This window comes from Bradyrhizobium sp. CCGE-LA001 (assembly GCF_000296215.2).
Lineage (GTDB): Bacteria > Pseudomonadota > Alphaproteobacteria > Rhizobiales > Xanthobacteraceae > Bradyrhizobium.
Genome location: NZ_CP013949.1, coordinates 5,183,838 through 5,206,077, shown reverse-complemented (window position 1 = coordinate 5,206,077; position 22,240 = coordinate 5,183,838). Strand labels below are relative to the sequence as shown.

The 22,240-nt window shown below is 64.6% G+C and carries 20 protein-coding genes; 10 read left to right on the top strand and 10 right to left on the bottom strand.

Going from position 1 to position 22,240, the window contains the following annotated elements; all coding sequences use genetic code 11:
- Positions 1-100 precede the first annotated feature (100 nt).
- Genes BCCGELA001_RS24345 through BCCGELA001_RS24335 form a run of 3 tightly spaced genes read left to right on the top strand, consistent with a single transcriptional unit; the run spans position 101 to position 5,607 of the window.
- Positions 101-1,921: a caspase family protein gene (locus BCCGELA001_RS24345; protein WP_060736507.1), complete on the top strand. Its 1,821-nt coding sequence runs from the start codon at positions 101-103 to the stop codon at positions 1,919-1,921.
- Positions 1,922-1,969: 48 nt separating this feature from the next.
- Positions 1,970-3,817 carry a caspase family protein gene (locus BCCGELA001_RS24340; RefSeq protein WP_060736506.1) on the top strand — a complete coding sequence of 616 codons (1,848 nt, stop codon included), beginning with the start codon at positions 1,970-1,972 and terminating at the stop codon, positions 3,815-3,817.
- A gap of 23 nt (positions 3,818-3,840) precedes the next feature.
- Positions 3,841-5,607 (top strand): caspase family protein, encoded by a 1,767-nt coding sequence (locus tag BCCGELA001_RS24335; RefSeq protein WP_008564783.1) that lies wholly within the window; start codon positions 3,841-3,843, stop codon positions 5,605-5,607.
- A 241-nt stretch (positions 5,608-5,848) separates the two neighbouring features.
- Here the strand turns inward: BCCGELA001_RS24335 and BCCGELA001_RS24330 are convergent, their stop codons facing one another.
- Positions 5,849-7,225: an ABC transporter substrate-binding protein gene (locus BCCGELA001_RS24330; protein WP_060736505.1), complete on the bottom strand. Its 1,377-nt coding sequence runs from the start codon at positions 7,223-7,225 to the stop codon at positions 5,849-5,851.
- A gap of 202 nt (positions 7,226-7,427) precedes the next feature.
- Between BCCGELA001_RS24330 and BCCGELA001_RS38910 the strand changes: the two genes are divergently transcribed.
- Complete coding sequence (locus BCCGELA001_RS38910) at positions 7,428-9,281, top strand: ATP-binding protein (protein WP_060736504.1); 1,854 nt, start codon at positions 7,428-7,430, stop codon at positions 9,279-9,281.
- Between the two features lie 106 nt (positions 9,282-9,387).
- Here the strand turns inward: BCCGELA001_RS38910 and BCCGELA001_RS24320 are convergent, their stop codons facing one another.
- Both BCCGELA001_RS24320 and purB read right to left on the bottom strand, forming a co-directional pair.
- On the bottom strand, positions 9,388-10,560 hold the full coding sequence (locus BCCGELA001_RS24320) for a M20 aminoacylase family protein (protein WP_060736503.1): 1,173 nt from the start codon (positions 10,558-10,560) through the stop codon (positions 9,388-9,390).
- A 105-nt stretch (positions 10,561-10,665) separates the two neighbouring features.
- Positions 10,666-11,973, bottom strand: coding sequence for an adenylosuccinate lyase (purB, locus tag BCCGELA001_RS24315; protein WP_008564771.1), 1,308 nt, complete (start codon positions 11,971-11,973; stop codon positions 10,666-10,668).
- Positions 11,974-12,542: 569 nt separating this feature from the next.
- Here purB and BCCGELA001_RS24310 point away from each other — a divergent pair.
- A complete protein-coding gene (locus BCCGELA001_RS24310) occupies positions 12,543-13,130 on the top strand; it encodes a TetR family transcriptional regulator (RefSeq protein WP_060736502.1) in 588 nt (195 codons plus the stop codon).
- An 18-nt stretch (positions 13,131-13,148) separates the two neighbouring features.
- On the opposite strand, the gene BCCGELA001_RS24305 is transcribed toward BCCGELA001_RS24310, so the two are convergent.
- The 3 genes from BCCGELA001_RS24305 to BCCGELA001_RS24295 all read right to left on the bottom strand — a co-directional run bounded on the left by BCCGELA001_RS24305 (position 13,149) and on the right by BCCGELA001_RS24295 (position 15,594).
- Positions 13,149-13,454 carry a hypothetical protein gene (locus BCCGELA001_RS24305; protein ID WP_060736501.1) on the bottom strand — a complete coding sequence of 102 codons (306 nt, stop codon included), beginning with the start codon at positions 13,452-13,454 and terminating at the stop codon, positions 13,149-13,151.
- Positions 13,455-13,565: 111 nt separating this feature from the next.
- Entirely contained in the window at positions 13,566-14,219 is a 654-nt protein-coding gene (locus tag BCCGELA001_RS24300) for a response regulator (protein WP_008565695.1), read from the bottom strand.
- Between the two features lie 7 nt (positions 14,220-14,226).
- Positions 14,227-15,594, bottom strand: a complete 1,368-nt coding sequence (locus BCCGELA001_RS24295; protein WP_060736500.1) for a sensor histidine kinase — start codon at positions 15,592-15,594, stop codon at positions 14,227-14,229.
- Between the two features lie 199 nt (positions 15,595-15,793).
- Here BCCGELA001_RS24295 and BCCGELA001_RS24290 point away from each other — a divergent pair, with 199 nt between their 5' ends.
- The 5 genes from BCCGELA001_RS24290 to BCCGELA001_RS24270 all read left to right on the top strand — a co-directional run bounded on the left by BCCGELA001_RS24290 (position 15,794) and on the right by BCCGELA001_RS24270 (position 20,097).
- Complete coding sequence (locus BCCGELA001_RS24290; protein ID WP_060736499.1) at positions 15,794-16,564, top strand: MotA/TolQ/ExbB proton channel family protein; 771 nt, start codon at positions 15,794-15,796, stop codon at positions 16,562-16,564.
- Positions 16,561-17,247 (top strand): hypothetical protein, encoded by a 687-nt coding sequence (locus BCCGELA001_RS24285; RefSeq protein ID WP_008564749.1) that lies wholly within the window; start codon positions 16,561-16,563, stop codon positions 17,245-17,247. The genes BCCGELA001_RS24290 and BCCGELA001_RS24285 overlap by 4 nt, the downstream gene beginning before the upstream one ends.
- Entirely contained in the window at positions 17,240-17,845 is a 606-nt protein-coding gene (locus BCCGELA001_RS24280; RefSeq protein WP_060736498.1) for a hypothetical protein, read from the top strand. The genes BCCGELA001_RS24285 and BCCGELA001_RS24280 overlap by 8 nt, the downstream gene beginning before the upstream one ends.
- A gap of 66 nt (positions 17,846-17,911) precedes the next feature.
- Positions 17,912-18,652 (top strand): metallophosphoesterase family protein, encoded by a 741-nt coding sequence (locus BCCGELA001_RS24275; RefSeq protein WP_060736497.1) that lies wholly within the window; start codon positions 17,912-17,914, stop codon positions 18,650-18,652.
- 5 nt (positions 18,653-18,657) lie between these two features.
- A complete protein-coding gene (locus BCCGELA001_RS24270; RefSeq protein ID WP_060736496.1) occupies positions 18,658-20,097 on the top strand; it encodes a serine/threonine protein kinase in 1,440 nt (479 codons plus the stop codon).
- Between the two features lie 6 nt (positions 20,098-20,103).
- Here the strand turns inward: BCCGELA001_RS24270 and BCCGELA001_RS24265 are convergent, their stop codons facing one another.
- The 4 genes from BCCGELA001_RS24265 to rpe all read right to left on the bottom strand — a co-directional run bounded on the left by BCCGELA001_RS24265 (position 20,104) and on the right by rpe (position 22,070).
- Entirely contained in the window at positions 20,104-20,295 is a 192-nt protein-coding gene (locus BCCGELA001_RS24265) for a hypothetical protein (protein WP_060736495.1), read from the bottom strand.
- A gap of 208 nt (positions 20,296-20,503) precedes the next feature.
- Complete coding sequence (locus tag BCCGELA001_RS39325) at positions 20,504-20,638, bottom strand: hypothetical protein (protein WP_257721913.1); 135 nt, start codon at positions 20,636-20,638, stop codon at positions 20,504-20,506.
- A 51-nt stretch (positions 20,639-20,689) separates the two neighbouring features.
- A complete protein-coding gene (locus tag BCCGELA001_RS24260; RefSeq protein ID WP_060736494.1) occupies positions 20,690-21,319 on the bottom strand; it encodes a hypothetical protein in 630 nt (209 codons plus the stop codon).
- Positions 21,320-21,368: 49 nt separating this feature from the next.
- Positions 21,369-22,070 carry a ribulose-phosphate 3-epimerase gene (rpe, locus tag BCCGELA001_RS24255; RefSeq protein ID WP_060736493.1) on the bottom strand — a complete coding sequence of 234 codons (702 nt, stop codon included), beginning with the start codon at positions 22,068-22,070 and terminating at the stop codon, positions 21,369-21,371.
- Between the last annotated feature and the right edge of the window lie 170 nt (positions 22,071-22,240).

Sequence of the window (22,240 nt, the reverse complement as noted above, 5' to 3'; positions counted from 1 at the left end):
AGAATTAGCAATCGGCGACGCTAGCGAATAGTCTCAGGGAATTGCATCCGGGGGGACGCAAGTGATTCCGTTTCGGCTATTTGCATTGTTGATATTGACGATGGGTCTTGTCGGCGGTCCGGCGCATGCCGACCGGCGGGTGGCGCTCGTGATCGGCAATTCTGCCTACAAGAGCGCGCCGAAGCTCAACAATCCCGTCAACGACGCCACCCTGGTCGGCGGCATGTTCAAGAAGGCCGGCTTCGATTCCGTGGATGTGAGGCTGGATCTCAGCGCCAGCGAGATGCGGCGCATGCTGCGCGAATTCGCCGGCAGGTCGCGTGATGCGGAGATGGCGGTGATCTATTACGCCGGTCACGGCATCGAGCTCGACGGCAACAACTATCTCATCCCGACCGATGCGACGCTGGAGACCGACGGCGACGTTCTCGACGAGACCATTCCGGTTGAGCGGGCATTGTTCGCGGTCGAGCCGGCCAAGCAGCTGCGCCTGATCATCCTGGATGCGTGCCGCGACAATCCGTTCGCGAAGACGATGAAGCGTACGCTGGCTTCGCGCGCGATCGGACGGGGCCTCGCCAAGGTCGAGCCGACCAGCCCCAACACCATGATCGCCTTCGCGGCAAAAGCCGGATCGACCGCGTCCGACGGCGATGCCCGAAACAGCCCGTTCGCTGCCGCCCTGGTCGAGCATCTGCCGAAGCCCGGTCTCGACCTGCGCAAGGCCTTCGGCTTCGTGCGCGATGACGTGTTGAAGACGACCGGTTACAAGCAGGAGCCCTATGTCTATGGCTCGCTCGGCGGCGACGACGTGCCCCTGGTCGCCGTCAAGCCGGCTGCGACCGGTCCGCAGGCGAACCCACAGGACGCCGTTCGCAGGGACTACGAACTCGCGCTCCAGCTCGCCACGCGCGACGGCTGGGAAGCGTTCCTGGCGCAATATCCTGATGGCTTCTACGCCAACCTCGCCAAAGGGCAGTTGAACAAGATCGCTGCCGAAGAGACGCGCGCTGCGGCCGAACAAAAGGCCAAGGCGGCCGAGCACGAAAAGGCGAGGCTGATTGCCGAGCGCGCCCAGAAGGCCGAGCAGGAGAAGGCGTCCGCGGCGGCCAAGGCCGCCGAGGACGCTCGGATCGCCGCGGAGAAGCAGAAACAGATCGAGCAGGCGAGAGCTGAAGCGGCCGAGCAGCAGCGCAAGATCGCCGAGGCGGCCGCAGCGAAGGCACTGGCTGAGAAACAGGCGGCGGAGAAGGCCAAGGCCGAGCTCGCTGCAAAGCAGGCGGCGGAGAAGGCGGAGCAGGCCGCTGCAAAGCCGGCCGCCGATCGGCAGCTGCCCGAAGTCGAGAACCAGAAAGTGGCTGCGCTCTCGCCCGGGTCCACATCCACCTTGTCGGCGGCCGAGCTTTCCAAATCCGTACAGAGTGAATTGCGCCGCGTCGGTTGCTTGAGCTCGTCTGCTGAGAGCGAGTGGAGTTCGACCGCGCAGCGCTCGCTGACGCTGTTCAACAAATATGCCGGCACCAAGTTCGACGTAAAGCTCGCCAGCTTGGATGCACTCGATGCGTTGAAAGCAAAGCCCGGACGCGTCTGCCCGCTAGTGTGCAATTTCGGCTTCAAGGCCGACGGCGATCAATGCGTGAAGATCACCTGCCGTTCAGGCTATCGCGTCGGCGACGACAACGAATGCGAGAAGATTCCGGAGAAGAAGCCGGTTGCGACGCGCGAGGATTCGCGGAGACGCGATGCTGACCGGAGGGCAACCGAAGCGGCGCCGCCCAAGCCCGAGGCGAGTGGGCAGATCATTTGCAGTTCGACCGGCTGCCGCCCGGTGCAAAAAGGATGTCGGCTCGTCAGCGGGGTCATCCCTGGCAGGGTTAGCTCGAACACCGCCACCGGAGGCTCTTACGAGGTGTGCAACTAGCCGTTCCTGACCGATGGTTTCCATGCAGTGCATCAAGGCCCACAGCCAATGTGCGTGAATATTGTTCGATCTTTCTGCGTTTTGATTGTCGCAGCTTTCGTGACTTGCGCGTCGGCGCAGGCCCAGAAGCGCGTCGCGCTCGTCATCGGAAATTCGGCCTACAAGAGCGTGCCGAAGCTAGCAAATCCGGCGAACGATGCGGGCTTGATCGGCGGCACGCTGAAGAAGGCCGGCTTCGATGCGGTCGATGTTCGGCAGGACCTGAGCGCCCCCGAAATGCGCAAGGCGCTGCGCGAATTCGGCACCAGGACGCGGGATGCCGATGTCGCGGTCATCTACTACGCCGGCCACGGCATGGAGGTCGACGGTACCAACTATCTGATCCCGACCGACGCCGCGCTGGAGACCGATACTGACGTCTACGACGAGGCGTTGCCGATCGATCGCGTGCTGGTGAGCATCGAACCTGCCAAGCAGCTTCGGCTGGTCATCCTCGATGCCTGCCGCGACAATCCCTTCGCCAAGACGATGAAGCGCACGGTGGCCTCGCGCGCGATCGGACGCGGGCTTGCCAAGGTCGAGCCGACCACTCCGAACACGATGATCGCGTTCGCGGCCAAGGCCGGCTCGACGGCGTCGGACGGCGGCGACTCCCGGAACAGCCCGTTTGCGGTGGCATTGAGTGACCATCTGCCAAAACCGGGGCTCGATCTGCGCAAGGCGTTCGGCTTCGTGCGCGACGACGTGCTGAAGAGCACGGGCAACAAGCAGGAGCCCTTCGTGTATGGCTCGCTGGGCGGCGATGACGTGCCGCTCGTGCCTGCCAAGCCCGTTGCGACCGGTCCGCAAGCCAATCCGCAGTCCGAACTCAGGCGAGATTATGAACTTGCGCTCCAGCTCGGCACGCGGGACGGATGGGAAGCCTTCCTGGCGCAATATCCCGAAGGCTTTTATGCCAACCTCGCCAAGGGCCAGTTGAACAAGATCGCTGCGGAAGAGACGCGTGCCTCGGCCGAGCAAAAGGCGAAGGCGGCGGAGCAGGAGAAGGCGAGGCTGATCGCCGAGCGCGCCCAGAAGGCCGAGCAGGAGAAGGCCGCCGCGGCGGCCAAGGCGGCCGAGGACGCGCGGATCGCCGCTGAGAAGCAGAAGCAGATCGAGCAGGCGAAGGCGGAAGCGGCGGAGCACCAGCGCAAGCTGGCCGAGGCGGCGGCGGCGAAGGCGCTGGCGGAGAAGCAGGCGGCCGAGAAGGCAAAGGCGGAGCTCGCTGCAAGGCAGGCGGCCGAGAAAGCGGAACAGGCCGCAAAGCCCGCCGCAGATCGGCAGCTGCCCGAAGTCGAGAACCAGAAAGTGGCCGCGCTCTCGCCGGGGCCGACATCCACATTGTCGGCGGCCGAGCTTTCCAAATCGGTACAAAGCGAATTGCGCCGCGTCGGGTGCCTGACGGCGTCTGCGGAGAGCGAATGGAGTTCGGCCGCGCAGCGCTCGCTGACTCTGTTCAACAAATATGCCGGTACGCAGTTCGACGTGAAGCTCGTCAGCGTCGATGCGCTCGATGCGCTGAAGGCGAAGTCGGGGCGGGTGTGTCCGCTCGTGTGCAATTTCGGCTTCAAGGCCGACGGCGATCAATGCGTGAAGATCACCTGCCGTTCCGGCTATCGCGTCGGTGAGGACAACGAGTGCGAGAAGATCCCGGAGAAGAAGCCGGTGGCGACGCGCGAGGAGTCGCGGAGGCGGGATCAGGACCGGAAAAGCGCTGAATCCGCCTCGCCAAAATCGCAGGCGTCCGGACAGATGGTGTGCAACGGCGCGGGATGCCGGCCGGTTGGCAAGGGGTGCCGTCTTGGAGCGGTGAAGGACAACCGCGGAATCATGGTTACCACCGAGGTCTGCAATTGAGTGTGTATCGACTCATTGCCGTGATGACCTTTGCGAGCCTGCTCGCTTGCAGCCCGGCACTTGCCGAGAAGCGCGTCGTGCTCGTGATCGGCAATTCCGCCTACAAGAACACGCTGCGGCTCACCAATCCCGTGAACGACGCCGCCCTGATCGGCGATATGTTCAAGAGGGCCGGCTTCGATGCGGTCGATGTCAAGACAGACCTGAATGCCTCCGAGATGCGGCGGACGCTGCGTGAGTTTGCCGGGAGGGTCCGCGATGCCGACATGGCGGTGATCTATTACGCCGGCCACGGCATCGAGCTCGACGGCAGCAACTACCTCATCCCGACCGATGCGTTGTTGGAGACCGACGGCGACGTTCTCGACGAGACGGTTGCGCTCGATCGTGCGCTGTTCGCGGTCGAGCCGGCCAAGCGGCTGCGCCTCGTCATCCTCGACGCCTGCCGCGACAATCCCTTTGCCAAGTCCATGAAGCGCATGGTGGCCTCGCGCGCGATCGGGCGAGGACTTGCCAAAGTCGAGCCGACCAGCCCGAACACGATGATCGCCTTTGCGGCCAAGGCGGGATCGACGGCGTCCGACGGCGATTCCCGCAACAGTCCCTTCGCCACGGCGCTGGCCGAGCACCTGCCGAAGCCCGGCCTCGATCTGCGCAAGGCGTTCGGTTTCGTGCGCGACGACGTCCTGAAGAGCACCGGCAACAGGCAGGAGCCCTTTGTCTACGGCTCGCTCGGCGGCGACGACGTGTCGCTGGTGCCGGCGAAGCCAACCGCCGTGCCGGGGCCGCAGGCCAATCCGCAGGACAGCGTGCGCAGGGACTATGAGCTTGCGCTTCAGGCGGGCCTGCGCGAGGCCTGGGAAGCTTTCCTGCAGACCTATCCGGACGGCTTCTACGCCAACCTCGCCCGCGTGCAGCTCAAGAAGATCGCGGCCGAGGAAGAGCGCATGGCGGCGACCGAGAAGGCGCGGCTGGCCGAGCAGGAAAAGGTGAAGCTCGCCGCCGAACGTGCCCAGAAGGCGGAGCTGGAAAAGGCAGCGGCCGCGGCCAAAGCCGCCGAGGATGCGCGGATCGCCGCGGAGAAGCAGAAGCAGATCGAACAGGCGAGGGCGGAAGCGGCCGAACGCGAGCGCAAGGCGGCCGAGGCGGCAGCAACCAAGGTGCTTGTGGAGAAGCAGGCGATCGAGAAGGCGGCGGCTGAAGCTGTGGCAAAGCAGGCGGCGGACAGGCTGGCCATTGAAGCCGAGAGCAAGAAGGTCGCAGCGCTGTCGCTGCCGCCGAGTGCCCCGCCGCCCGTTGACATGCCGAGATCGATCCAGGTCGAACTGCGCCGCGTCGGTTGCTTGAAGGGCGAGGCTAACGGGGATTGGAGCGAGACGGCGCAACGGTCGCTGTCGCTGTTCAACAGATACGCCGGCACCAGGTTCGACGCGAAGCTTGCCAGCGTCGATGCGCTCGATGCGCTCAAGGCGAAGCCGGGACGGGTCTGCCCGCTGGTCTGCAATTTCGGCTTCAAGGCAGACGGCGATCAGTGCGTGAAGATCACTTGCCGCGCCGGCTATCGTCTCGGCGACGACAATGAGTGCGAGAAGATCGAGCGGAAACCTGTCGCGCGCCAAAGTCCTCAAACCGGGGATCGGGATCGGAAGAGTGCCGAGACGGGGCCGGCCAAGCCGCAAGCCTCCGGACAGATTATCTGTACATCGAGCGGCGGCTGCCGGCCGGTGGGCAAGGGATGTCGCCTCGAAAGCCATCCCGGAGGTGTGGGGCAAAGAGAGATATGCAATTGACCGCGTTTCCGTAAGGAACGCGTGGCTCATCAAGTGGGCCGGCTGAGCTAATCCACGTCCTTGCCTTCACTAGACGCAGTCCTACGACAACATGCGCGGCTATTGCGAACGCGCTGGTCGACGGAATCAGCAAGAAGAACGCTGTGCTCCTTCCGAGGGCCACGTGTCTCCGTGGAAATCAAAGAGGTGGATCAGGCTAATAGCCTGGCTCCAGCGCTACCGGCCGGACCATGCCTCGCCGCTACCCGCGGATCGCCGCATTGGCCTGCGCGGCCGCGCGCGTCATCGCATCCTTTGCGGATTTCGCCCCACTGACTACCTCGTTGACCCCAATCATGAAGGCGTCGAGGATCAGTTTCGATTGCGGGTGGAAGAGAATTGCCTTGGCGCGGTCGACATCTGCATTTTGCAGGTTGGTCAGTGCCGCCGTGGCGGCCTCCGAGCCGAACGCCGTCTTGAAGCCTTCGCTGGACCATGCCGACACGCGTGTCGTGGCCAGCCCCGCTGCGGCTGTCCGTAGCGAAGTCGGCCTGCTCGTTGCCCAGAGCAGGAACAGGAAAGCAGCCCGCTTGTTTCGTGATTTGGAATTGATGCAGGCCTGCCAGTGCGACATGAAGGGAACGGGGGCGCGCCCCGCCAGACGCGGGAAAGCTGCATAGCCGGCGTGGCTGGCCACGCGGCTCTTCGCCGGATTGGAGATGTCGGTCGCGAAGTTGCTGCTGTCGATTGCTATTGCGGTCCTGCCTTGCAGGAAGTCATCGAGCACGTGGTACCATTCATAGCTGCCGGCGCCGAAAGGTCCGGCCTGGTTTAGCAGCTGTCCATACATCTCGACGGCCGCAATCGCATCCGAGCTGTCAAAAGCGGCCTTGTTGTCCTTGACCATGGCTCCGCCGTACGAGAACACGAAGCCCAAGGCTGGTGGGCAGGAATTGAAGCTTGCCTGGGCCCGCATGGCGATGCCCGACACCTCGCTGGTCTTGACTGCCCTGGCCGTCGCAAGCAACTCGTCGAATGTCTGGGGAACTGGCAGGTTGCCGGCTGCCAGCGCATGCTTGTTGATGAAAAGGGTCATCGCCTCTGAGGTGATCGGGATGGCGTAGCGCTCTCCATCCGACCACAGCGGGAATGCCCGGGCCGTCTTGAGCAGGTCGTCCTCGTCATACCATGCGATATCGGTCAGCGATCTGTTGAGATAGTAGTTGTTCAATGGCTCAAGCCATCCTGCCGAGATGCCTTGACCATAAGTAGTGAACATAAAGACGTCGGGCGTAGTGCTGCCGCGGGCGAGCCTGATCGGCAGGGCACCCATGTACGTCGTCTCCAACTGGAAATCGGCATCGACTGTGATGCCGGTGAGACTGGTGAACCCCGGCAGGAGTGGAGTGATCGCGTTCGACCAGGGATGGATCGCACCTGCGAGCGTGATCGTCTGCCCCGCAAACTGTTTCCAGTCGATCGACGCGTTGGCGAAAGCCGCAGAGGGATCCTGGGCAAAACTCCCGCGCGGCAGCGCAGTCAGAGCGGGCACGACCGCGCCGGCCGCCCCCAGCATCTTGATGAAACTGCGCCGGCTCGCCGGATTGGGATGGCCCGATGAGCTTCCAACCTGTGCCATGTTGATGCTCCTTGAATGAACCAAGGGCATGCATCCATAGCACGCCCGCGAGGCTGCTCCCCTGCGACATCGCGGCTTTGGCTCTGGCGCGGTCCGGTGAATGTCGGGTTCCCGACCTCCCTATCCATGCTATTGTCCTATCGTGCTCTGGCATCGGCGTCAGAACACGCGGTCCACACGAGCATCGAAGACCCCACGGCCAATGTCCGTCCCTGTTCGGGCTCTGCGTTTGCGATGGCTTGCTCGTCCGCTGGTTCTGGCGGTCGTGACGTTGATGACGCTGTTTGCCGCGACCGCAATTCTCGGCCTGCAGTATTGGCAACAGCGGCAGTCGACTCATCAAGTGGTCGGGCACAGCCGCCAGGTTCTCGAAACCCTCGATCGGCTGCGGGCCATCATCGCGGAACTGGAGGCCCAACGGCGCGGGTATCTGATGACCCTCGACCCGACCTATCTCAAGGCCTACGGCGTCTCAGACGAAGGTGTGCGGCGAGAGGCGCAGGCGCTTCAGGCGCTGGTCGTGGACGACCCGTTGCAGACTCTGCGCGCGCAACATCTGGCACTGACCGTTTCGGCGAAGCTGCGTGAGATCGACGAGATGGTGAAGACGGCCGGCACCTCGGGGCTGGCGGCGTTGGCGATGATTCGCAGTATGGATGAGATCCGTTCGCAAATCGACCAGATGGTGGATCACGAGCGCTTTCGGCTTGCTGACCGGGAGGCGCGCGCCGAAGCATTCGAGGAACGCTGGACCTGGCTGATCGCCGGCGCGGTCGTCCTCGTCGTCGCGCTGGCCGGAGCTGCGCTGGCGCTCGCGCGGCTGGAAGCGAAACGGCGCAGACAGGCGACGGAGGAAAACATCCAGCTCCAAAGTGATCTTGCAGCGCGCGATATCAAGATCCGGCGCCTGTTCGATGCCAACATCATCGGCATCATCATCTGGGAAGTCGAGGGGCGCATTCTCGAGGCCAATGATGCGTTCCTGCGTGTCGTGGGGTACGACAGGGAGGATCTCGTCTCAGGCCGCGTGCATCGGACCGACCTCACGCCGCCGGAATGGCGCGAACGCGACCGGCAAACCGTGGCGGAGCTGAAGCGGGGCGGGACGGTCCAGCCATTCGAGAAGGAGTACGTGCGGAAGGACGGAAGTCGTGTGCCCGTGCTGATCGGCGGGACCATGCTCAGGGAAGGCGGGGATCAAGGGGTGGGCTTCGTCCTTGACCTGACGGCCCTCAAGCGGGCGGAGGGCGAAGCTCGCGAGCACGAGCGGCGCTACCGTGAAGCCCTGTTGGAGCTCGCGCACGCCAATCGGGTGACCACGATGGGGCAACTCACGGCCTCGATTGCCCATGAAGTCAACCAGCCGATCGCGGCCATCGTGGCGAGTGCCGAGGCCGGGGTGAACTGGCTGGGGGCGCAACCGCCCAATCTGGCGCGGGTTCGACAGACGCTCGACTTGATCGCCGGCGACGGCATGCGGGCCGGCGACATCATCGGCCGCATCCGGGCACTCATCAGGAAAGCGCCCCCGCAAAAGGAGCATATCGAGATCAACGAGGCGGTGCTCGAGGTCCTCGCGCTGACCCGTAGCGAAGCGTTGAAGAACCGCGTCTCGGTGCGAACGCAACTTGCCGAGGGCTTGCCGCCTATTCAGGCTGATCGGGTTCAACTTCAGCAGGTGATGCTCAACCTGATTGTCAACGCGGTCGAGGCGATGGCCTCGGTCGACGAGGGGGCGCGCGAATTGCTGATCAGCACTGGCAGGGACGCATCGAACCACGTGCATGTCACCTTGCGGGATTCCGGTCCGGGCTTGGATCCGAAGAACGTGGAGTGCATGTTCGAAGCCTTCTACACCACCAAGCCGACGGGCATGGGGATGGGCCTTGCCATCTGCCGCTCGATCATCGAGGCGCATGGCGGGAGGATGTGGGCGGGGGCAAACGAGCCGCGCGGCGCCGTCTTTCATTTCACCCTGCCTCTCGCGTCAGACGAGACGGCCTCCGGTCTGCTGGAGGCGGATACGCCGACGGGCCTGCGCTCTGCTGCACGATGATGGACATGCGGCCGGATAGGCGCAGCGACATCCGGACTTGCTGCAACGCGAGGGCTGTCCCCGGGGGCCTCTGCTGACCCGGGCTACAAGTGCGGCGAATGCAGCTCTACCCCGCCGGCATTCGCGTCTCGACCAGACGGGCCCAGAACGAGGCGCCGTGGCCCAGGATGTTATCGTTGAAGACGTAGGCCGGGTGATGGCACTCGTTGCCGTCGCCCATGCCGACCAGGATCATCGCGCCAGGGCGCGCCTCGAGCATGAACGAGAAGTCCTCGGCACCCATCATCGGGATGAACTTGTCGTTGACGCGATCAGTGCCGACGATGTCGCGGGCGACATCGGCGACAAGACCTGCTTCGCGGGCATGGTTCATCGTCACCGGATACATCCGCGTGTATTTCGTTTCGGCCGAGCCACCATAGGCACGGGCGATGCTGTCGGCGACCTCGCCGATGCGGCGTTCGACGAGATCGCGCACTTCAGGGTCGAGCGTGCGCACGGTGCCGGCGAGCTCGGCGACCTCGGGGATGATGTTGAAAGCCGTGCCTGAATGGAATTGCGTGATCGAGATCACTGCCGACTTCAGCGGGTCGACGTTGCGCGCCACGATCGATTGCAGCGCATTGACGATCTGCGAGCCGATCAGCACGCTGTCGACCGATTTGTGCGGGCCGGCGCCGGCATGGCCGCCCTTGCCGTGGACCGTGATCTGGATGTTGTCGGAGGAGGCGAGCATCGGGCCCGGCGTGGTGGCGAAATGGCCTTCGGGCAGGTTCGGCATATTGTGCATGCCGTAGACCTCCTGGATGTTCCAGCGCGTCATCAGCCCGTCCTCGACCATGGCCTTGCCGCCGCCGCCGCCTTCCTCGGCGGGCTGGAAGATCACGACCGCGTTGCCGTCGAAATTGCGCGTCTCGGTCAGGTACTTTGCGGCCCCGAGCAGCATCGCGGTGTGACCGTCGTGGCCGCAGGCGTGCATCTTGCCGGGGACTTTCGAGGCGTAGGGCACGCCCGAGGTTTCCATGATCGGCAGTGCGTCCATGTCGGCGCGGAGGCCAATGGTCTTGCCGGAGGCCGACTTGCGGCCGCGGATCACGCCGACGACGCCGGTGCGGCCGATGCCCGTCACCACCTCGTCGCAGCCGAACGCGCGCAGCTTCTCAGCGACGATGCCGGCGGTGCGGTGGACGTCGTATTGCAGCTCGGGATTCTCGTGGAAGTCATGGCGCCAGGCGGCCATTTCGTCGGAGAGGGCGGCAACGCGGTTGACGATGGGCATGATGGCTCCGTTTTTCTTCGTAGGGCGGGTTAGCGTAGCGTAACCCGCCGCGACGCTGGGACGGAAGGCGGATTACGCTGCGCTAATCCGCCCTACGCGAAGTTGTCAGCTCTCGCCGAACACGCGCTTGAAGATCGTATCGACGTGCTTGAGGTGATAGCCGAGGTCGAACTGCTCCTCGATCTCGGCGTCCGAGAGATACTTCTTCACCTCAGTGTCGTTCTTCAAGAGCTGAAGGAAATCGCCTTCGCCGCGCCACACCGGCATGGCGTTGCGCTGCACGAGCTTGTAGGAATCCTCGCGGCTGGCGCCCTTCTGGGTGAGCGCGAGTAGCACGCGCTGCGAATGCACGAGACCGCCGAGGCGGTCGAGATTCTTCTGCATGTTGGCGGGGTACACCAGGAGCTTGTCGATCAGGCCAGCCAGGCGCACCAAGGCGAAGTCGAGCGTCACGGTCGCGTCGGGACCCATCATGCGTTCGGCCGAGGAGTGCGAGATGTCGCGCTCGTGCCAGAGCACGACGTTCTCCAGCGCCGGCGTCACATAGGCCCGCACCATGCGGGACAGGCCGGTGAGATTTTCCGACAGCACCGGGTTTCGCTTGTGCGGCATCGCGGACGAGCCCTTCTGGCCCTCCGAGAAGAACTCCTCGGCCTCAAGCACCTCGGTGCGTTGCATGTGGCGGATCTCCACCGCGATGCGCTCGATCGAGGACGCGATCACGCCGAGGGTCGAGAAGTACATGGCGTGGCGGTCGCGCGGGATCACCTGCGTCGAGATCGGCTCCGGCACCAGGCCCATGGCCTTGGCGACATGCTCCTCGACGCGCGGGTCGATCTGCGCGAACGTGCCGACCGCGCCGGAGATGGCGCAGGTCGCGACTTCTTTGCGCGCTGCGATCAGGCGCTCCTTGGCGCGCGTGAACTCGGCATAGGCATAAGCGAGCTTGAGACCGAAGGTCACCGGCTCGGCATGGATGCCATGGCTGCGGCCGATGGTCGGCGTCATCTTGTGCTCGAAGGCGCGCTTCTTCAGCGCCGCCAGCACCTTGTCGAGGTCGGCGAGCAAGAGGTCGGCGGCGCGGGTGAGCTGGACGTTAAGACAGGTGTCGAGCACGTCGGAGGAGGTCATGCCCTGGTGGACGAAGCGCGCCTCGGGACCGACGATCTCGGCGAGGTGCGTGAGGAAGGCGATGACGTCGTGCTTGGTCTCGCGCTCGATCTCGTCGATCCGGGCGACGTCGAAAACGGCGTCCTTGGCCTTGGCCCAGACCGTTTTGGCGGCCTCCTTGGGGATCGTGCCAAGCTCGGCCAGGGCATCCGCCGCATGCGCCTCGATCTCGAACCAGATCTTGAACCGGGTCTGCGGCTCCCAGATCGAGGCCATTTCCGGGCGGGTATAGCGGGGGATCATCTGACGGCTCCAAAGAGGTGGGCGGACGCCCTAAGGGGACGCTTGGGGCTTGGGCTCCGGCCAAAATGCTTTTTACGGCGCGATTTAGCAGAGCGGGGAGAGCGAAACAAACGATCCGGCCCATGGAAAGCTGTCCAGAGTGGCTAATCCACCGGTTGGGCCGGAGACGGGGCCGCCCCGGGAAAAAAATCAGCTATCAATCACGGATCATTGACTGACAGATATTGAAATCTGTCAGCGAGACGTGTATATCCGTTCCCGGACGCTCCGATTGGGCGTCCCGCGACAAGCCCCGGGGAGCCCGCCATCCGAACTAACTTCGGATCGGAGGGCGAATTGAAGAGCGGGGACCGCGGACGAATGGAGACTTAGACAATGACGACCGAAATCCTCAATTTTACCGGCGTGATTGGGCATTGGCTCAATTTGCTGGTGGCGCGCCAGATCGCGGCGCAGGCTGCAAAACTGCCGCATTAGGGCATAGGCTTTCCGAAACGACCGGCCAGGGCGCTTCGGAAGCAGCCTTAGTGCCGGAGTAACTGAGCCCTGAACGGGAACATGGTGCTGGCATGAATGAAGCCGTTGTCTTGACGCCGGAGCGGATCCTCGAAGTCACCGAGGACGTACTCAGGCGTTTCGGGCTCGCCAAGGCCACCGTGGTTGATGTTGCCCGTGCGCTCGATGTGAGCCACGGCAGCGTCTACCGCCATTTCCCGAGCAAGGCCTCGCTGCGTGAGGCCGTTGCCAAGCGCTGGCTCGACCGCATCGACGCGCCGTTGCGCGCGATCGCGGAGGAGCAGGGCCCGGCGCCTGCCAGGCTCGACCGCTGGCTGCGTACGCTGTTCGCCGCCAAGCGCTCACGCGTGCTCGACGACCCCGAGATGTTCGAGACTTATCTGACGCTGGCGCGCGAGGCCTGCGCTGCCGTCAAATGCCACAAGGACACCCTGACCGACCAGATCTCGGCGATCCTGACCGATGGAAGCAAACAAGGTGCGTTCGCCGTGGATGACGTGAAGGCCACCGCGCGCGCCATCTTCGATGCGACTGTCCGCTTCCATCACCCGGCCCATGCCGACGAATGGAAGGATGCCGATCTCCCTGCGCGCGTCGACGCGACGCTGGCGCTGCTGCTGCGCGGGTTGAAGGCGGGATAGTTTTTCACCGCCTGGCAGTCAATTCCGCGCCTTTTGAAGAACGGCGCCATTGTGTGCCGATGGCAAGGACGTCGAGCGTCTGCGCGCATGAAAGTTCGGCTCGGACGACGGCACCACCGGGGGACAATCCGGATAGGCATTGACCGCGATCTCGACGACGTCCTTTGACCTCTTGCGGAGGCGATAGAAGGTCAGCTCCTGTTCGAGCATGGGGCAGCGGAAGTGGACGACGGCGGTATCCGGCAGGCGGCAGAGTTCGTCGATGAGTTCGCCTACTGTGATGATCGGGGGATGGTCGACAGCGTTGTGATGACCCTTACTCATGACCTGTGACTCCTTGACTGCCTTACTAACCGGAACCGGATGCACTCCGTTCCAATGTCCTTCAGCCGATTGAAAAGCTCCAGGGATCGACGCAGTGCGGCAGCTTTGCTGCTAGATTCTCGTGAGTCCGCACGTCGCCGCCAGCCGCACGAGTTGGGCGTCCGTGCGCGCCCCGGTCTTCGACTTGATCAGATAGTGGTAGTTCTGGACCGTTTTCACACTGAGATTGAGGTGCGCCGCGATCTGCTCGGTGGTGGCGCCGCCGGCGAACTGGCGCAGGATTTCGATCTCGCGTTCGCCCAACTGATCAAGTACTGAACCCGTCGGCGACAGGCTATCCTCGGCCAGAATATGCGCGATATCGTCGCTCATGGCGCGCTCGCCGCACGCGACGCTGCGAATGGCCCGCACCACAGCGGACGGCTCGCTGCTTTTTGTGACGAAACCGGAGGCACCGGCGCCGAAGGCGGCTTTCACCAGCACGGCTTCGTTATGCATGGTGAAGACGAGAATCCGCGCCCGCTGGCTGCGTGCGCGGATGTTGCGGATCGCTTCCAGTCCGCTCGCGCCGGGCATCGAGATATCGAGTACCACGACATCGGGATCATGCGCCTTGAAGGCAGTGTAGGCGTCTGCAGCGTTGTCGGCTTCCGCGACGACACGAAGATCGCCCTGGCTTTCCAGCACGCGCCGGTAGCCTTGCCGCACGATCGGGTGGTCGTCGACCAGCAGCACGGAGATGCCTCTTGCCGCGACATCGTTCACGTCGGCCTCATGCAGCGAGTGGGATGGTGGCGGCGACGCTGAGGCCGCGGTTCGCGGGCAGGATCGACAGCGATCCGCCCGCGGCCGCAACACGCTCGCGGATGCCGGTGAGGCCGAAGCCGGCCGATTGCGCGACGCGCTCCGCATCGCCACCGCCGTCGTCCTCGATCCGGATCAGCAGCGCGTCATCATCGCCGGCACGCCGTTCGATCCTGAGCGAGATCTCGCGGGCCGAGCCGTGGCGGAGCGCGTTGGTCAGGCACTCCTGCGCCACGCGATAGGCGGTGGTGGCCGCCGGGCCGCTGATGTGTGTGAGATCGCCCCTGAGGTCGAGCTGGATCGTCGGCCGCGCCGCGCTCTGAGAGCGCCAGCTGTCGACGAGGTTGACGAGGCTCGCCTCGAGCCCGAGCTCCTCGGGCAGAGGATGGCGCAGTCGCTTTAGCGCATCACGCAGCGAGGCCATCAGATGATGTGTCGCCTGCGAGATCATGCGGGCATCCTGTGCGATGCCGCTATCCCTGTCCTTCGCGCTCGCGGTCTCGATGGTGTTGGCGAAGGCAAGGATGGCGGAGAGATTCTGTCCGAACTCGTCGTGCAGCTCGCGGGCGAGCGCGCGGCGCTCGTCGTCGCGGATCTCGAGCAGGCGCCGCGTCAGGGCGGCGCGCTGCTCGGTCGCTTCCTCCAGCCGGCCGCCGAGCGCATCGACGGCGTTGCCGATCATGGCAAGCTCCATCGAGCGGAAGCGCGGCAGCTTGGTGCGGTACTGGCCGCGCGCCATGCGCTGCAGTGCGGTGACGATGGCGCGCGCCGGCGCCAAAGTGTGCGCGATCGCGAGCGACGCCAGCAGGGCTATTGCCGCCGCCATCAGCAGCGCGACGTCGATCACGTTGAGGATATACTCCCAGGCGAGCGCGATTGCCGCTGCGCCGTCCGGTGTCGCAACCACCGTGCCGGCGGCTGCCGCGCGCGGGCTGACCGGCCGCACCGCCTCGGCGTGGCTGCCGAGGAAAGTCGGCACGATCGATGCGAACCAGCGCGGTGGCGTCTTGCCGAGACCCTCGCTCTGACCGCAGAGGGGCTTCTCGAATGCCGCGGTGGGCTGGAACTCGACGCAGACGCCGGGCGAGATCAGCTTCATCGTCTCCAGCGTGCGCCAGTCCGGAACCGGCAAGAGATGCTCGCGGGCTCTGCTGCTCCGCAACAAGAGCTCGCGCCAGTACAATGCCTGTAACGCCTGCGCGACCCGCTGCGCGGAGGCCGCGGTCGCCCGGTCGACACTGCGGTAGGCATCGATCGTGGCCCAAACCGTCGCAGCTCCTAGGCACAGCGCTACGATGAGCAGCAGACGGGCAACGAGCTGAAGCACGAGGCGCATGCGATCACCCCCAACGTTTGATAAGCTCAGCCTAACAACGCCGCCGCGCCTTGCCAATTGCGGGGTTGGGCACGATGGCAGCTCGGGCAAATTTCCCAAGCCGAATTGGGCATGGCTCTTTGGACCGGGCGCGGCAGCTTTGATCTAATCGGCCAATGATCCCTACAGGCCAATCGTCGCAAGCCAGGAGCAATGCAGCATGAGTTCGATGACGATTGGACCGATCTCGAGGCAGGCTGCCGACCCGTCCGAGCGCAGCGCGCTGTTGTTCTGGATGATCTTCACCGGGCTCTCGATCTTTGCCGTCGTCCTGCTGTGGCGCTTCGGTTTGATCCATCTGATGCTGAGCTCGGACCGGACCTACATTTCGGCCGTTATCGCCGTGCTCTATGTCCTTACCTGCGGCCACTGCTTTCTGCGCACGCGGGCGATCGCGCGCGAGGGCGCGGCGGCGCGGCGCTGCCGCGCGGTGCTTTCGGCCGCCGGCGGCAGCAAAGCCCTCGATGCGAGCGGGACCGCGCTGCCGCGCGGCCTCGTGCGCGATCACATCGAGAGCCTGGTGACCAAGGCCGCCGCGCAGGACTACCGGCCAGTCGACCAGACGCTGCTGCTGCGGACGCTGGCCGACCGCCTGCGCGGCTCCAACGGGTTCGGCGCCTTCGTCTCGGACACGCTGATGAAGCTCGGCCTGCTCGGCACCATCATCGGCTTCATCATCATGCTGGCACCGATCGCGGGCCTGGATGCCGCCGACAAGGTGGCGATGCGGTCCTCGATGGGGTTGATGAGCGACGGCATGGCAGTTGCCATGTACACCACGCTGGCGGGCCTCGTCGGCTCGATCCTGGTGCGCATCCAGTATTACATGCTGGACGCCGCGACGCAGCAGGTGTTCTCGGATGCGGTGGTGCTGACCGAGACCTATGTGACGCCGGTGCTTGAGCGCAAAGGCGCCGGGACGCCGTCATGATGGATGATTTCGGTCTCTATCCGCGCGAGGAGCCGTTCGATCCGCTGGGCGTGATGCTGTTCAAGGCGCTCCAGGTGATCGCGTTCCTGTTCTTTCTGGCGCTGCTCGCGGTCTCGCCGGATGCCAAGGAGGGCAAGATCGACTCCAAGGCCGAGTTCATCATCACGTTGGATTGGCCGGACAACCACCCTGACGATCTCGACCTGTTCGTGCAGGACCCCGCAGGCAACATCGCGTGGTATCGGCACCGCGAGGCCGGCTTCCTCACGCTCGATCGCGACGACCGCGGCGGGGCCAACGACTTCATCATCGTCGCCGGCAAGAAGATCGCCTCGCCGATCCGCGAGGAGATCGTCACCGTGCGCGGCATCCTCGCCGGCGAATACACCGTCAATGTCTCGCATTTCGTGGCGACGACAGGCTCACCCGTCACAGCCAGTGTGAAGGTGCAAAAGCTCAATCCGACCGCGCAGGTGGTCTTCGACAACAAGTTCACGCTCGATCACACAGGCGACGAGAAGACCGCGGTGCGATTCCGGATCGATGACGAAGGCAAGGTCGTCAATGTGGACCAGCGGCCGAAATCGCTGCTGGAGACGTTCCGCAGCAGCTGGCGCAACGGCGGCGATCTCGACCCGAGAACCGGCGTGAGCAAGAACACTGCAAGGATCCGCCGTGACTAGCCTTCAAACGGTCATCCTCACCTTGTCGGTCGCCTATGCCGTGATTGGCGCGCTGCTGCTGGTCGTGCTCGTCTATGGGCGGCTGCACTGGTCGCTGAAGGCTGTGGCGGTCGTCATCACCAGCGCCTTCTATGTGGTCAGCTTCACCGAGATGCGCGGGCTGCTCGGCTGGGCCAGCTCCGAGCGGATGCCGACCGCTTTCAAGCTGCTTCAGGCCCGTATCGTCGAGCCGCATTCGCTGCAAGGCGATCCCGGCTCGATCTATCTGTGGGTCGAGGCGCTCGACGAGGACAATCGCCCGAGCGGCATTCCCCGAGCGTTCCGGGTGCCCTACGACGACAGGCTGGCCGACAAGACCCATGCGGCGCAGAACGAGATCGCGGCCGGACATCCGCAAGGCGGCCGTGCCGCCGATTTCGGTGGCGGCGATGGCAGCCTGATCGACCTGGTCCGGGAATATGTGACGCCGAAGACCATTCTGGAAACCACCGGCGGCGATTCCTCGACCGGCGAATTCACCGCTCCACCGGCCGGCGCGGAAGGCGCCGTGTTCACCCCGTTGCCGCCCCCACGGATGCCGCCCAAGGACGAGCAATAGGTCCTCCTTGACGTCTCTCAATTTGGCCTTATCGCGTTCCGATAAGGTTTTGAGGGTGGAGGGTGCGTGCTGCTAGCTGTCTTCTCGGATATCCACGGCAACCGGCAGGCGTTCGAGGCGTGCCTGAAGCTGGCCCGCGCGAAGGGCGCGCAGCGCTTCATCCTGCTTGGTGACTTCGTCGGCTATGGCGCCGATCCGGAATGGGTCGTGGACACCGCGATGGAGCTCGTTGCCGGCGGCGCCGTGGCCGTGCGCGGCAATCACGACCAGGCCGTGAATTCCTCGGCCGAGACCATGAACGCGGAGGCGCAGGTCGCGATCGAATGGACGCGCGGCCGCCTCGACACCGCGCAGCGGCGGTTCCTGGCCGAACTGCCGATGCTGGTTGAAGGGGATGGTCTTCTCTTCGTGCATTCGGAAGCTTCCAACCCGCAGCGCTGGCACTATGTCCGCTCGACCACCGATGCCGCCAAAAGCCTGATCGCGACGCAGGCCCATGTCACCTTCTGCGGCCACATCCACCGGCCGGCGCTCTATTCGATGTCGGTGACGGCGAAGATGACGAGCTTTGTGCCGAAGACCGATGTCTCCGTGCAACTCCTGCGCGGCCGGCAATGGCTGGCGGTGGTCGGTTCGGTCGGCCAGCCCCGCGACGGCGACCCGTCAGCGTCCTTCGTGCTGTACGACACGGTCTCCTGCCTGATCACCTATTGCCGCGCCCCTTACGACGTCGCCACCGCAGCAGGCCGGATCCGTGACAACGGCCTGCCGCACTGGCTGGCTGACCGCCTGTCGCAGGGGCGCTGACGACGATGCCCAAATCTTTGGTCAAATCAGGCGCGGAGATCGACGGCTACACCATCGGCGAATGCGTCCATGCCGGCGGCATGGCCACGCTGTGGACCGTCACCCATCCCGGCATCGACGTCCCGCTGCTGATGAAGATCCCGCGAGTGTCCGAAGGCGAGGACCCCGCCGCGATCGTCTCCTTTGAGATGGAGATGATGATCCTGCCGCGGCTCGCGGGGCCGCACGTGCCGTCCTGTTTCGGCACCGGCGATTTCGCCCGCCAGGCCTATGTGGTGATCGAGCGCATCGTCGGCACCACGCTGTACAAGCGACTGCCGGACCTGCCGCTGCCTTACGACGAGGCGCGGCAGCTCGTGGCGAAGATCGCGACCGCGCTCGCCGACCTGCATCGGCAGAACGTGATCCATCACGATATCAAGCCGAGCAGCATCATGTTCCGCGAGAGTGGCGAGGCGGTGTTGATCGACTATGGCCTGTCGCACCACGATCATCTGCCTGATCTGTTGCAGGAGGAGTTTCGCCTGCCTTACGGCACCGCGCCCTACATGGCGCCCGAGCGACTGCTGGGGGTGCGTGACGATCCGCGCAGCGATCTGTTCTCGCTCGGTGTGCTTCTATATTTTTTCACCACGGGCGAGCGTCCCTTCGGTGAGGGCGAGACGTTGCGGGCGATGCGGCGCCGACTGTGGCGCGATCCCTATCCGCCGCGGGCCTTGCGTGCCGATTATCCGCCCTGGCTTCAAGAGGTGGTGCTGCGCTGCCTGGAGATCGAGCCGGTCTGGCGTTACCCGACCGCTGCACAGCTGGCCTTCGATCTGACCCACCCGGATCAGGTCAAGCTCACCGCGCGCGCCGAGCGGCTGAAGCGCGATTCCCTCGGCGTCGCGTGGCGGCGACGCTTCAACCAGGGCGTGATGGCGCCGCGCGCGAAATCGGACGTCGCGGCGCAGATCGCGTCGGGCCCAATTCTTGCGGTTGCGCTCGACACGATGGAGGGCGCACCGGAGCTGAACGAGGCGCTGCGCGTGACGACCGAGCGCATTCTCGCGACGCTGCCCTCGGCGCGGCTCGCCTGCCTCAACGTGCTCAAGCTCAACCGTATCGCGATCGACCGGACGCTCGACGAGCAGGGCTACAACAAGCATGTCGATCGCCTGGTCGCGCTGCGGCATTGGGCGACGCCGCTCAAGCTGGATGAGAGCCGGCTATCGGTTCATGTGCTGGAGGCCGTCGATCCTGCCACCGCGCTACTGGAATTCGCCGAGATGAACTCGGTCGACCATCTCATCATCGGGGCGCGGCAAAGTTCTTTCAGGCGTACTTGGCTCGGCAGCGTCTCGGCCAAGGTGGCTGCAGAGGCGACCTGCACGGTCACCGTCGTGCGCCCGCCGCGGATGGCGGTGGATGCGGCGAGGGCAGGCTCCGGCGTGGTTTGGGGCTAGGAAAAATCACGCCGCGTGGGCGGCGTGGCCGGTACGCTTGCGGCGGATGGGCCAGGAGAATTGCGGGCCGGGCTCACCGTGATCGGCGCTGCCGCCGAAATACTGGATGATCTCGCGGCAGGGCTCGCAATTGAACAGGTTACGCGATGCGGACGCCTTGGTCATTTCCTTCAGGCAGTTCGGGCAGTGCGGCTTCATCAGTCTCAAATCCAATTCAGAATCTCATTGCCGGCACCGCGACCGGATCGGTTAGTCCAGGTCCGCCGGTTCAGCTCCCGGATCGTCGCGCATCTCCCCTTCGGTACGTTCGAGCCGACCGAAGAAATAGTCGAGATCCGGATGCGGACGCCGCGGGATACGGCACCTGCGCTTCGGTTGACGCTTCACGAGCGCGAATTGCACGGTGTCAGATCCGATTGCGACGGATGCTGCGCACCGAACGTGCCGGGACCTGCACCGGTCCGGCGGAAGGGCCAAACACGACAAACGCACTGAAACCAAGCCACAACGCCACGCCAGTCCAAACCAGGGTCGTCGTCATGATGTGCTCCCGCGAAAACAGGCAAGAATCACTAGCCGTGATTTGCGCGAATCAGGGAAGTCCGGAGGAGTACGGAAAGTGGTTGCAATCTGAGGGATTGCGCGCTGCAGCGCCCGCAGCTTTCTGCGCATTCGACGGGCGCACGTTGCCTGCGCGTGCGCCTTCGAGGATATCGCGGATGCGCGGGGCGTCTCGAACGCAGCGAAACCCATAGCGGCCGGAGTAGTCGGTATCGGGCGAACGCGTCGATCGTCCTGACGCGAAATTGAGGTGGCCACCGCCACCGCCGATGTCGAGGATTTCAAGGACCGCGTCCATCGCCTGGAACGGCGTCTGGCTGACCGTCCGTCTGCCCCAGGCCGTTCTCAGGATCAGCGCGCGGCGATCGGTGATCAAATAGAGTGTCTGCAGGTCTTGCAGCAGCATCACCAGCGGAGCCGCAATCATCGCAACTCCCAGCATCACGAGAGGTTGGGCCGCTTGGTCGACCCAATCGTTCCTCAGGGCGACGACGGTCAGAAGCAGCCAGGGGAATCCGAGCCACCACAGAAATCGCCACATGATCATCCGGGCGATGCCGTCGGGTTGGCCCTCCCAGATCACCTGCTCGCCGTCCTGCAAGGCCTCGGCGCGCAGGCGCCTCAAGCCTGCAGAAAACGGAGTAGCACGAATCTCGTCCATTCCCATTGGTCGCACCGGCTACAAGGCCGGTTCGGACCGCGAACGGCGGTCAGATAGCCTCGCCGCGCGCGCCCGCGGCAGCGTTGCGGATTGCCGCGATGTTGGTCTTGTAGGCCTCCTGCGTGCCGCCCCTGAACACGGACGTGCCGGCGACGAAGGCGTTGGCGCCGGCCGCCGCGAGCGCGCCGGCAACGTCGGGACCGACACCGCCATCGACCTCGATGTCGATCGGGCGTCCGGCAATCATCGCGCGGATGTCACGGATCTTGCCGATCGCAGAGGGGATGAAGGCCTGGCCGCCGAAGCCTGGATTGACCGACATCACCAGCACGAGGTCGAGGAGGTCGAGCACGTATTCGAGCGTGCTGATCGGCGTTGCCGGATTGAGCGAGACGCCGGCCTTCTTGCCGAGCGCGCGGATGGCCTGGAGCGAACGGTGCAGATGGGGACCCGCTTCCGCATGCACGGTGATGTGGTCGCAGCCGGCCTTCGCGAAGGCCTCGAGATAGGGGTCGCAGGGTGAGATCATCAGATGTGCGTCGAAGATCTTCTTCGTATGCGGGCGCATCGCCTTGATGACGTCGGGACCGTAGGAGATGTTCGGAACGAAGTGCCCGTCCATCACGTCGAGATGGATCCAGTCGGCGCCGGCGGCATCCACCGCGCGCACCTCCTCGCCGAGCCTGGAGAAATCCGACGCCAGAATCGAGGGCGCGATGGCGAGGGGACGAGGAGCGAAGGCTTGGGTCATGGCACGTTGTCCGGTGGCGGCCGCAAGAGGAATGGCCTCGCCTAACATGGGCTTCTTCGGCGGGCAATGCAGGGGGCGGCGGCTTCCTGTGGGCGGAAATTTCTGCCGCGACCGGCACGAATTGCCGGTGTTTGCGGGGCGTTCCAAGTGCAGCGAAGGCGGATTTCATT